Genomic DNA, 11,565 nt, shown 5'->3' with positions numbered 1-11,565 from the left:
GGATCAGGCCGCCAGCGCCGCCCTGATCGTCGGCGGGTCGAGCCGGTCGCGCTCGGCGATCACGACCAGCTGCGTGCCGCGCGCTTCGTCACCGTGCCATGGCCGGTCGTACTGCACGCGCACCCGCGACCCCACCGCCTGGACGAGCAAGCGCATCGGCTTGCCCGCGACCGCGGCATAACCCTTCACGCGCAGCACGTCGCCGCCCGCCGCGAGCGTCTCGATCCGGCGCGCGAGATCGTCCGGTTCGCTGATCTCGCCCCACGCGAGGACGATGCTGTCGAAATCGTCATGCTCATGCTCGTCCTCGCCATCATGGTGCGAGGGGCGGGCGGCGATGTCGTCCTCCGCCGCCGCGCCGAGCCCGAGCACGACGCGCGGATCGACCACGCCGTCGACCAGCTCGACGACCGGGAGCGGCCGCGGCGTCTCGGCGGCGATGACTGCGCGGGCAGCGGCGATCCCGGCGGGGCCGGCGAGGTCGCATTTGGTGAGCAGCACGAGATCGGCGCAGGCGAGCTGATCCTCGAACACTTCGGACAGCGGGGTTTCATGGTCGATGCTCGGATCGGCGGCGCGCTGCGCGTCGACCGCGGCAAGATCGGGCGCGAACCGCCCCGCGGCGACCGCTTCGGCATCGGCCAGCGTGATCACCCCGTCGACCGTGATGCGCGAGCGGATCGCGGGCCAGTCGAACGCCTTGAGCAGCGGCTTTGGCAGCGCCAGCCCCGAGGTCTCGATCAGGATATGGTCGGGCCGCGGGTCCATCGCCAGCAGCGTCTCGACGGTCGGGATGAAATCGTCCGCGACGGTGCAGCAGATGCAGCCGTTGGCGAGCTCGACGATGTTTTCGGCCGGGCAATCCGGGATTGCGCAGCCCTTCAATATGTCGCCATCGACGCCCAACGTGCCGAATTCGTTGACCACCACCGCGAGCCGGCGCCCGCCCGCATTGCGGATCAGGTGGCTGATGAGGGTCGTCTTGCCGGCCCCCAGGAAGCCGGTGACAATGGTGACGGGAACCTTCGATAGATCGGACATGCTCTTCCCCGCGGCGCGACAGCAACGAACGGAAGGGGCCGAATTCGGACGGCGCGCGACGAAGGACGAGCGCCGCTTGCCGCCCAGCCACGCACCGATGCAGCCCCAGCCGCATAGGCTCGTCGCTCAGACGGAGAACCGTGCCGCGGCCATCCCCTGGGCCAAGGCAAGAGCGACCTTATCGCCGGCAGGTCTCCTGGCTCGCGGGTCGCAGCTCGAGCATCGCCTTCCCAGGTCGCCGGTCCGAGGACCGCCGCATTCCAGTGGCCGCTCCCGTTGCCAGGAGCATGACGCTTTCGCTCACCGCTTACAGTTGCAGGGACAGCCGCGGATTTGGGGGCGAACCCCCGCACCGCATTCCCATTCAAGCCCCTTGCGGGGCACCGGCGCGATCAACGAGAACCCCAAGGGCTCTCCGCTATGTCTTTAGCGCAGCGCCGATCGCTTGCCAATTCCGGAATCGATCGCGGCCGCCGGGAGCCCAGCCGCGCCCGATTGGCGGCTATCGCACAAACGCAGACGGATGGCCTTATTTCTGTTCGACCGGCTCGTCGGAGGAGCTCGGCTCAGCCGCTGGCGCCCCGCGCGACGTGCGCGCGGTCATCCCGGTCGCCGACGCGTCGTCCATCAGCTGTTCGTCGGGGGCCGGCGGCGGTGCCCGCTCGGGGACCACGATCGCGGTCGCGTTGCTCTCGGCGGCGGGCGCCGGCGCCGCGACGGGAAGCTCGGTCGCGTTGGCCGCGGGCGTCTCGTCGTCGCTCGGCTGCGTCCGGGTGTCGGTATAGGTCGCGTCGTGCTTCGGCGCCTCGGCCGACGGCGAGCAGCCGCCAAGACCGGCGATCAGGAGCGCCACGGCGCCGGCGAGCTTGGGCTTGTAGGTCATTCTGTCGTCTCCTCAGCGTGCGGCGAGCGCCTGGCGCGCGGAGCGCGCCGCAATCTTGTCGGCCAGCGTGCCGTCCCAATGATACGGATCCTCGCGAAAGCTCATCTGCCCGTTCGCACTGCCGAACGCCGTCCAGTAGAGCAGATACACCGCCACCGGCTGCGCCAGCTTCGCCCGCACCGTCTTGCCTTCGGACACGGTCGCATCGATCGTCTCCGCCGGCCATTCGGGCGTCGCGTCGAGCAGCCGCTTGGCGAGCGCGTCGGGCTTCTCGAGCCGCACGCAGCCATGGCTCGCCAGCCGGTCGAACCGCGCGAACCCGGCCTGCGCCGGCGTGTCGTGCAGATAGACCGAGAACGGGTTGGCGAAATCGAACTTATACTTGCCCAGCGCGCTATGCTCCGACGCCTGCTGGAGCCGCTTGCCGCCGTCCCCGGTATCGATCACGCGGAAGCCGTTGCGCGCGAAATAGCCGGGATGCGCCTTTTCCTTGGGCCACAGCTCGCGCGTGGCGATCGTCGAGGGCACGTTCCACGGCGGATTGAGCACGATGCTGTGGATCTGCGAGGTCAGCATCGGCGTCTCGTCGCCGGGGCGCCCGGTCACCGCCTTCATCGACATCACCGGCACGTCGCCGTCGAACAGCGTGAGCACGGCGGCGGCGATATTCACCTGGACGCGGTCGCGCGCGAGTTCGGGCGGCAGCCAGCGCCACCGCTCCATATTCGCCTTGATCTGCCGAATCCGCGCGGCGACCGGCACGTTGAGTGCGGCGAGCGTCTGCGCGCCGACGGTCCCCGCCGGGTTGAGCCCGTAGCGACGCTGCGCGCGCTGCACCGCCGCGACCAGATCGGCATCGAAGCGTTCGCCCGATGTCGCCACCTGCGAATCCTCGAGCGCCAGCCGCGCGCGCAGCGCCACGACGCTCGCGCCGCTCTTGCCGACCGCGAGGTCGGCGCTCGCCGCCAATGGTGCCCAGCCGCCGGACGCGGCAATGGTCCGATATTTCGCGAGCCCCACGACCAGCGCATCGTAGCCGGCATACGGCGGCGGCAGCGATGCGATCCACGCGGCCAAGCGATCCTGCGCGACCGCGTCGCGGAACGACGGCAGCGGATCGTAGGCCACCGGCCGCATCGCCCAGTTGCGCTCGAAATCGGCCTCGGCCAGCCGCCCGGCATGGACCGCGCGCGCATGATCCAGCGCCGCGCGCACCAGGCTGTCGGTGTCCGGGGCGGCAGGCGGCGGCACGTCGCTCAGCCCCTGCGCGACGATGTCCTTGCTCAGCAGCGCCGCGAGCAGGCTGGCCTGCGCGCTGCTCAGCTGCGGCAGCACGACGGGCGCCGACGGTGTCGGCTGGATCGGCGGGGCGGGCAGCGTCTGCGTCGGTATCGCAGGCGCGGTCTGCGCCATGGCGGGCGCTACGGGCAGGCAGGCGAGCAGGATGGCGCAGCGTGCGGCGCTGCGAAGCGAGCGGGGGAAGGTGTGCTGTGCGGGGCGTTTGAGCATCATGCGCGCAGCCCTACACGCCCGCGTGGCGGACTGCATCGGATATCTGCTGGGCAGGCGACTTATTCCGCGACGGGGCGGTGCGGCGCTCGAGCGGCAGGACACCGTCTGGATTCTCGATTTCCGCCGGGCTAGCGGTGCCGCCTCGGCCGGTATCCCGGCCGCCAACCCCCACCGGTGCGGCACCGTACGGCCGCCAACGGAGCAAACAGCGATGCGCGCGATCTCGATTTCCCTTCCTTTGCTGGGGGGGCTCATGGCGACGCCCGCGCTTGCCGATCCGCTGGTCCTCACCCCGCTGATCGACGCGCAACTGCGCTTCGAACATGTCGAACAGGCGCCGCTGACCAAGGACGCCAATGCCGTCACGCTCCGGCTGCGCAGCGGCATCGAGGCGAAGCGCGGCGACTTCGCCTTGATCGCCGAATCCGAAGCCAGCCTGGCGATCGATCCGAGCTACAATAGCGGGCTCAACGGCAAGACCGCCTTTCCCATGGTCAGCGACCCGCAGACGATCGAACTCAACCGGCTCCAGCTGCAATATCGCGGCCTGCGCGACACGATCGTCACGGTCGGCCGCCAGGTGATCAACCTCGACGACCAGCGCTTCGTCAGCGCGGCGGCATGGCGCAACAACGAGCAGACCTACGATGCGGTCCGCGTCGAATGGTCGGGGGTCGCGAACCTCAAGGCCGACGTGAGCTTCGTTAACAAGATCAACACGATCTGGGGGATCAACGGCGGCAATCGCTTCGGCCCGGCGCGGCTGGGCCATATCGGCGGCGACACTGTTCTCGCCAATCTTGGCTACACGACCCGCTTCGGCACGCTGAGCGGCTTTGCCTATCTGATCGATCAGGATCGGGCGCCGGTCTTCGCCGGATCGAACCAGACCTATGGCGCGCGCTTCGTCGGGGCCTATCCGCTCAGCAAAGCCGTGACGCTCACCTACCTCGCGAGCTACGCGGCGCAGAGCGACTATCACCGTAGCCCGAACCGCTATCATGCCGACTATTACGCGGGAGAAGTCGGGGTTCTTGTGTCGGCGCTTTCGCTGACGGCGGGCTATGAAGGGCTCGGTGCGGACCGGGGCGGGGCGGCTACCGGCTTCCAGACGCCGCTCGCCGCGCTCCACAAGTTCAACGGCTGGGCTGACAAGTTTCTGGTGACCCCGCCGAACGGCCTGCGCGATGCCTATGGTTCGATCGGCTATGGCTGGAAACAGGTCGCCGGGCTCGACACAATCGCGCTGACCGCGGTCTATCACCGCTTCGACAGCGATCGCGTCGACCAGCATTACGGCGACGAGGTGGATGCGCAGGTCAGCGTCCGGAAGGGTCGGTACACCGCGCTCGTCAAATATGCCGACTATCGCGCCGATCGTTTCGCGACCGACACCAAAAAGGTCTGGCTCTCGCTAAACTGGGTCTATTGAGCTGAGCTCGGCCCCCGCCGCCATGTCTGACGCCGCCGTTTCTGTCGCCCGCATTTCTACGGGCGCCGTGCAACCAATTGCCGGGATGGGGTTTTTGAAACGGTTCGGGACCGAGTGGTGCTGCCGACGCCGGTGCGCGCACGCGGCTGGACGGCTGGCGGGATCGCAACGGGTTGCAGGTTGATGAGCGTAAACGATGCCGCAGAATGGTGATCATGATCCGGGGGCTGCCGCGATCCCGTCCTTCCTGGCCGGCGGTGGCGAGTGCGGTCGGCTGATCGCGGCGAAGGACTGGGCCGATACCGACCTGGGGCCGATCGCGGGCTGGCCGCAGAGCCTGCGAACCGCGACCGCGCTCCTGCTGCGCTCGCCGGTCCCGATCGTGATGCTGTGGGGCGTCGACGGCATCATGCTCTACAACGATGGCTATTCGCTGTTCGCCGGCCTGCGGCATCCCCAGCTGCTCGGCGCGCGCGTGCGCGAGGGCTGGCCCGAGGTCGCCGAGTTTAACGATCATGTGATGACGGTCGGTCTCGCCGGCGGGACGCTGCAGTACAAGGATCAGGAGCTGACGCTCTACCGGCACGGGCGGGCCGAACAGGTGTTCATGAACCTCGATTATTCGCCCGTTCTGTCGGACGACGGCGAACCCGCCGGGGTGATCTGCTTCCTTGCCGACACCACCGAGCGCCTGCGAAGCGAGCAGGCGCTCCGCGCACGCGAGGCGCAATTGCGCGAGCTCAACGAGACGCTCGAGGCGCAGGTCGCGGCGCGCGCGGCGGAGCGCGACCAGTTGTGGAAGCTGTCGCAGGACATGCTCGCCCGCGCGGATTATAGCGGGATGATGTCGGCGGTCAGCCCGGCCTGGACGCAAGTGCTCGGGTGGCACGAGCGCGACCTGCTCGCTCGCGGTTATGATACCTTCATGCATCCCGACGACATGGCACCGACGCTCGCGGCGATCGGACGGATGGCCGAGACGCATCTGCCGACGCGCTTCGAAAACCGCATCAGCACCCGCGACGGTGGCTGGAGGCATATCGAATGGACCGTCGCGCCCGAGCCCGACGGCGTGAACTTCATCGCCGTCGGGCGCGACCTCAGCCCCGCCAAGGCACGCGAGGCCGAACTGGCGATGGCGCAGGAGGCGCTGCTGCAGAGCCAGAAGATGGAGGCGATGGGCAGCCTCACCGGCGGCGTCGCGCACGATTTCAACAATCTGCTCACCCCGATCATCGGCTCGCTCGACATGCTGCTGCGCAAGCAGGTCGGCACCGAGCGCGAGCGGCGGCTGATCGACGGTGCACTGCAATCGGCCGAGCGCGCCAAGACGCTCGTCCAGCGGCTGCTCGCCTTTGCGCGTCGCCAGCCGCTGCAACCGACCGCGGTCGATCTTACCCGGCTGGTCGACGGCTTGGTCGCGCTGCTCGGTTCGACGCTCGGCCCGATGATCGACCTCCGCGTCGATCTCTCGGCCGACTTGCCGCCCGCCAGGGCCGATCCGAACCAGCTCGAGATGGCGCTGCTCAACCTCGCGGTCAACGCGCGCGACGCGATGCCGCACGGCGGCACGCTGACGCTGTCGGCAACGCCCGAGAGCGTGCGCGCGGACCATCCGGCCGGGGTCAAGCCGGGGCACTATGTTTGCCTGCGCGTGGTCGATACGGGCGCCGGCATGGACGCGGCGACGCTGGCCCGCGCGACCGAGCCGTTCTTCTCGACCAAGGGCATCGGCAAGGGCACCGGGCTCGGCCTGTCGATGGTGCATGGTCTCGCCGCGCAGCTCGGCGGCGGGCTGGCCATGGAGAGCGCGCCCGGCGCCGGCACGACCATCGCGTTGTGGCTGCCGATCGGCATTGCCGCGATGGATCGCACCGACACGGCTTGCGAAGCACCGGTCGCGGTTTCGGCGGCCGGCGTCGCGCTGCTGGTCGACGACGAGGACCTGGTGCGGATGAGCACCGCCGACATGCTGACCGATCTCGGCTACGCGGTGGTCGAGGCGAGCACCGCCGAGGCGGCGCTGCAGCTGATCGAGGAGGGACTGGCGCCCGACGTGGTCGTGACCGACCATCTGATGCCGGGGATGAGCGGCGCGCAGCTCGCCCGCACGCTCCGCGCCGACCGTCCCACCCTACCGGTGTTGATAGTATCAGCCTACGCCGAAACAGAAACCATCCACCCCGGCATTGCGCGGCTGACCAAGCCGTTTCGTAATGCGGAGCTCGCCGCCAGCCTGTCTGCGTTGGTGCCTGCCTCATCCGACTAGCGCGTGGGCGTTCCGAGGCGGCGGAGGCTGGCAAGCCCGTCCGCAGTGCCGCATAAGGGAGCGATGGTTCGCTCGCTCATCCCGCTCCTTGCCGCGGTGCCGCTCATGGCCTGTTCGACGCTGCCCGCTCCGACCTCGGTGCGCGTCGCGTTCGACCGCGACGGTGTTCGCCAGACTCGCGCCACGGGTATGGCGGATCTCGCCGCCCGCCGGCGGGTGACGGTATCGGATCCGGTGCGAATTGCCTCGATCTCGAAGCTCGTTACCGCGATCGGGGTGATGCGGCTGGTCGAGGCGCACCTGCTCGACCGCGACGCCGACGTGTCGGTTGCGCTGGGGTACCGCGTTCGCAATCCGGCCTATCCGGATACCCCGATCACGCTGCGGCTGCTGCTGTCGCACCGCTCGTCGCTGCGCGACGACGCGGGATATGTGGTGCCGCTGGGACACCGCCTGTCGGCAACGCTCGCCGACCCGCGGGCGTGGGATCAGGCGCATTCGCCCGGCACCTGGTTCCACTATACCAACCTCAACTTTCCGGTGATCGCGTCGGTCATGGAGCGCGCGACCGGCGAACGCTTCGATCGGCTGATGCAGCGTCTGGTGCTGGCGCCGCTCCGGCTCGATGCCTGCTTCAACTGGACGACCTGCTCCGACCGCGCCGTCGGGCATGCCGTTGTCCTGCGCGATGCAAAGGGTGTCGCGGTGCGTGACGATCTGCGCGGGCGCTGGCCGGATTGCGACGTCGCCGTCGATCCGGGCGCGCCATGCGATCTCGCCACGTGGCGAGCGGGCGAGAATGGCGGGCTGTTCTCGCCGCAGGGCGGGTTGCGGATCTCGATGCGCGATCTTGCGACGATCGGTCGGCTCATCGCCCGCGGCGGGGACCTCGACGGTGTGCGCCTGCTGTCGCGGGAATCGATCGCGCTGCTCGCCCGTCCCGAATGGACCTTCGACGGCAGCAATGGCGACACCGACCAGGGGTTTAGTGTCGGTACGGCTTGGCAATGCAGACGCTCGCGACACCGCAGGCCGGTTGCCGCGACGATCCGTTCGGCGACGCGGTGCCGCGTATCGGGCATGCCGGCGAAGCCTATGGGCTACGCTCCGGGCTGTGGGTCGATCCGGTCAGCGGGAAGGGCGTCGCCTATTTCACGACGATGGTGCCCGACGGTGCCCGTGCCACGCGCTCGGGTTTCTCGCCGAACGAAGAGGCGATGGCGCGCGACTGACATCGGCGCTTCCCCAAGATGACCGTTATGGCTAACCGACCGGCATGACCAGATCTGCAGCCAGGGGGCGCACGCTCGTCGTGATATTCGGTGCGGCCGTACGCCCCGACGGAAGCGCCAGTCCGGCCTTGGCGCGCCGCGTCGGCTATGCGGCGGCGTTCGCGCAAGGCGATCCGAGCGTCGACCTGTTCCTGTCCGGCGGGATCGGTGCCCATCCGCCCTCGGAGGCGCGCGTCATGGCAGACATGCTGGAAGGCGCGGTTTCCGCGGAGCGACTGATTCTCGACGAGGCCAGCGGCGATACGCTGCAGACGGTCCAGGCCGCTGCTTCCTATGCCCGCGCACACGGTTACGCCAAGGTGCAGACTAGCACCGATGCCTATCATCAGCCGCGCGTGCGAATGCTGTTCCGGTTCATGGGTTTCGGGACCCGCCCGGTCCGGATGGTCGCGCGCGGCCCGAAGCGATTGCAGGCCAAGATGTGGGCGCGGGAATTTGCGGCGATTCCGTACGACGCCGTGGCGGGGCTCAACGCCGTGTGGCGCGCTCGCCGGAAATAGGCCATTGCTCGCGAGTGGCCGTTTGGCCGGCTGGCGCAGCGCCATGCTGGCCGGCACAGATGTCGCTCGCGGCCCGGGGACCACGACAAATCTACCCATCGATGGGTAGTTCCGCACGATATCGCGCGCTCCGTCGCACTGATAGCGACCCGGTATGACAAATCCTCTGCATTCCGACCCCGTCCAGCGATTTGGCCCTGGGGAACGTGAGTATCTGTTGCGCCGTGCCGACGCGCATCATCACCTCTCGGCAAAGGCGAGCGAACCCGGGCCGCGCGGGATCCATCTGCGCCTCGCGAAGCTCTACTCTGAGCGGGCGGCTCGGGTCGGCATGGTAGGTTCCGACCATGGATTTCGGCAAAAAGACTAGGAACCGAAGCAGCGGCTGGCGGTTAATGCGCCCAAACCGGCCCTATCTCCTGGCCGGTCGGACGGAGCCGACGATGACCCTTTGTGCGATGTGCGCCCAGACACTCTGACGGCTGCCTTCCGCTTTGCCCATCCCGGGCGGAGTTTAGGATCCCCTCCAGTGCAATAAGGAAACGATCATGAACAAGGACGAATTTCAGGGCGGTACCCGCTATGTTGGCGGCAAGATCGAGAAAGCGATTGGCGACGTCGCCGACAGCCGCACGTGGAAGGTCGACGGTGTCGTCGATCAGGTCGCGGGCGGCGCGCAGCACACGTATGGTCGCGCCAAGTCGATCATCGGCGACGCGATCGATAGCGCGCCCGAGCTCGCCGACGAAGCGCGCGATCGGCTGAAGGCCGCAGGCGAGCGGGTTGCCGACAGCGCACAGCGCGGCGGTAAGGTCGCGGTACAGACCGTGCAGGATCAGCCGGTCGTGTGGGCGATCGCCGCAGCGCTCGCCGGATATGGTCTGGCGTGGTTCGTCCACGGACGTCGCGCCTGAGTTCGTCATGGCCGAGGCAGCGTTCAAATCTCTCCGCGAGACGGCGGATCTGCGGCATCTGCGCCAGATCATCGTCGGTCTCGACGAGGGCGTGATCCTGATCGATCCCGACCAGAGCCTGCTTTGGGCGAACGACGCTGCCTTGGCGATGCACGGCGTGACCGAGATCGCGCAGCTCGGCGCTACGGTCGACGACTATCGCAACCGGTTCCAGCTGCGCTATCGCAACAATCACCGCGTCGCGGCCGATGCCTATCCGATCGAGCGCGTCGTCGCGGGCGACCGTTTTTCGGAAGTCGTGGTCGAGGTGACCGTCGCCGGGGAAGACAGCCCGCGCTGGGTCCATCAGGTGCGCAGTCTGGTGCTCAACGATGCCGACGATGCCGAGCCGGCATGCCTGGTGCTCGTCATTCAGGACGTGTCGGAGCGGTTTGAGGCCGAGGATCGCTTCGAGCAGTCGTTCAACGCCAATCCCGCCCCGGCGGTGATCTGTCGGCTGAGCGACCTTCGCTTCGTCAAGGTCAACCAGGGGTTCCTCGAAATGACCGGCCATCAGCGCGACCAGGTGCTGTGCAAGACCGTCTACGACGTCGACGTCCTGCGCAAGGCCGAGCGGCGCGATCTGGCCAAGGAGCGCCTGTCCGAGGGGCGGACGATCCCGCAGATGGAGGCCGAACTCGAACTCGTCGATGGTGGCACCAAGCTCGTGATCGTCGCCGGCCAGCCGATCGACATGGGCGATCAGCCCTGCATGCTGTTCACCTTCGCCGATCTCGAGCCTCGCCGGCGGGCGCAGGATGCGCTGCGCCATAGCGAGGAGCGCTTCACCCGCACCTTCCAGATGGCGCCGGTGCCGATGGCGATCGGCGCGCGCGACGGCCATGTGCTATGCGAGATCAACGCCAGCTTCACCGCCCTGACCGGCTATGGGCAAAGCGAGATTATCGGCCGTCCGCTCGGCGAGGTCGAGCTGTGGGAAAGCGGCGCGATGCGGGAGCGGATCGAGCAAGCGATCGATGGCGGCCACGACTTGCGCGGCCACGAGGCGCGCATTCTCGCCAAGGACGGGACCCCGATCGACTGCATCGTCTCGACCGAGGCGATCCGGCTGGGCGACGATGCGTGCGTCCTGTGGGCGTTTCAGGACATCACCCAGCGCAAGGCGACCGAGCTCGAACTGGTCGAAGCGATCGAGGCGGTGATGAAGGATACGAGCTGGTTCAGCCGCTCGATCATGGACAAGCTGGCCCGGTTGCGGGCGCCCGAACCCGCGCTCGCCGGCCCCGGTCTCGACGACCTGACGGCACGCGAACGCGAGGTGCTTGCCCTGATCTGCCGCGGTTACGACGACAAGACGATCGCGCGGACGCTCGATGTCACCGGCAACACCGTGCGCAACCACGTCGCGCGGATCTACGCCAAGATCGGCGTCAACCGTCGCATTGCCGCAGTCGCGTGGGCGCGTGCGCGCGGTTTCGACGGGCAGGGCGTCGCGATCCAGAAGCAGGACCAAGGGGTGGCTGCATGACGACGCAGCGCCCCGGCAAGCGAACATCGGCCACCGACCCGGCCAAGGCCGCCGCAACCCGCGAAGCCAAAGGCTCGGTGCAGGAAGCGATCGGCAAGCTGATCGGCGACGATTCCGCCCGCGCGCGCGGTGCCGCCGAAAAGGAAGCCGGCGCTGCCGCCGCTTCCGAAATCGAGAAATCCACGCGGCGCTGA

At 68.3% G+C, this 11,565-nt stretch carries 10 protein-coding genes and 1 riboswitch; of the genes, 7 read left to right on the top strand and 3 right to left on the bottom strand.

The window, feature by feature from the left end; genetic code table 11:
* Window positions 1–3: 3 nt before the first annotated feature.
* From cobW to U1872_RS04540, 3 genes are all read right to left on the bottom strand, one after another.
* Window positions 4–1,041: a cobalamin biosynthesis protein CobW gene (gene cobW / locus U1872_RS04550; protein WP_332791664.1), complete on the bottom strand. Its 1,038-nt coding sequence runs from the start codon at window positions 1,039–1,041 to the stop codon at window positions 4–6.
* Between the two features lie 169 nt (window positions 1,042–1,210).
* A riboswitch (cobalamin riboswitch) is annotated at window positions 1,211–1,444 on the bottom strand.
* A 126-nt stretch (window positions 1,445–1,570) separates the two neighbouring features.
* Entirely contained in the window at window positions 1,571–1,924 is a 354-nt protein-coding gene (locus U1872_RS04545) for a hypothetical protein (RefSeq protein ID WP_332791663.1), read from the bottom strand.
* Window positions 1,925–1,936: 12 nt separating this feature from the next.
* Complete coding sequence (locus U1872_RS04540) at window positions 1,937–3,436, bottom strand: L,D-transpeptidase family protein (RefSeq protein WP_443025319.1); 1,500 nt, start codon at window positions 3,434–3,436, stop codon at window positions 1,937–1,939.
* A gap of 253 nt (window positions 3,437–3,689) precedes the next feature.
* On the opposite strand from U1872_RS04540, the gene U1872_RS04535 reads away from it, so the two are divergent.
* From U1872_RS04535 to U1872_RS04505, 7 genes are all read left to right on the top strand, one after another.
* Entirely contained in the window at window positions 3,690–4,868 is a 1,179-nt protein-coding gene (locus tag U1872_RS04535) for an alginate export family protein (RefSeq protein WP_332791662.1), read from the top strand.
* A 196-nt stretch (window positions 4,869–5,064) separates the two neighbouring features.
* Window positions 5,065–7,137 (top strand): response regulator, encoded by a 2,073-nt coding sequence (locus tag U1872_RS04530; protein ID WP_332791661.1) that lies wholly within the window; start codon window positions 5,065–5,067, stop codon window positions 7,135–7,137.
* Between the two features lie 63 nt (window positions 7,138–7,200).
* Window positions 7,201–8,391, top strand: coding sequence for a serine hydrolase domain-containing protein (locus U1872_RS04525; RefSeq protein ID WP_332791660.1), 1,191 nt, complete (start codon window positions 7,201–7,203; stop codon window positions 8,389–8,391).
* 22 nt (window positions 8,392–8,413) lie between these two features.
* A complete protein-coding gene (locus U1872_RS04520) occupies window positions 8,414–8,929 on the top strand; it encodes a YdcF family protein (RefSeq protein WP_332791659.1) in 516 nt (171 codons plus the stop codon).
* A gap of 548 nt (window positions 8,930–9,477) precedes the next feature.
* Window positions 9,478–9,843 (top strand): CsbD family protein, encoded by a 366-nt coding sequence (locus tag U1872_RS04515; protein ID WP_332791658.1) that lies wholly within the window; start codon window positions 9,478–9,480, stop codon window positions 9,841–9,843.
* A gap of 7 nt (window positions 9,844–9,850) precedes the next feature.
* Window positions 9,851–11,371 (top strand): PAS domain S-box protein, encoded by a 1,521-nt coding sequence (locus tag U1872_RS04510; RefSeq protein ID WP_332791657.1) that lies wholly within the window; start codon window positions 9,851–9,853, stop codon window positions 11,369–11,371.
* Window positions 11,368–11,565 (top strand): hypothetical protein, encoded by a 198-nt coding sequence (locus U1872_RS04505; protein WP_332791656.1) that lies wholly within the window; start codon window positions 11,368–11,370, stop codon window positions 11,563–11,565. The genes U1872_RS04510 and U1872_RS04505 overlap by 4 nt, the downstream gene beginning before the upstream one ends.

It is taken from the genome of Parasphingomonas frigoris (genome assembly GCF_036663815.1).
In the GTDB taxonomy this organism is placed as follows: Bacteria; Pseudomonadota; Alphaproteobacteria; order Sphingomonadales; family Sphingomonadaceae; genus Sphingomonas.
Note: the sequence above shows the minus strand (reverse complement) of the source record. Positions and strands in the feature narration are given on the sequence as shown.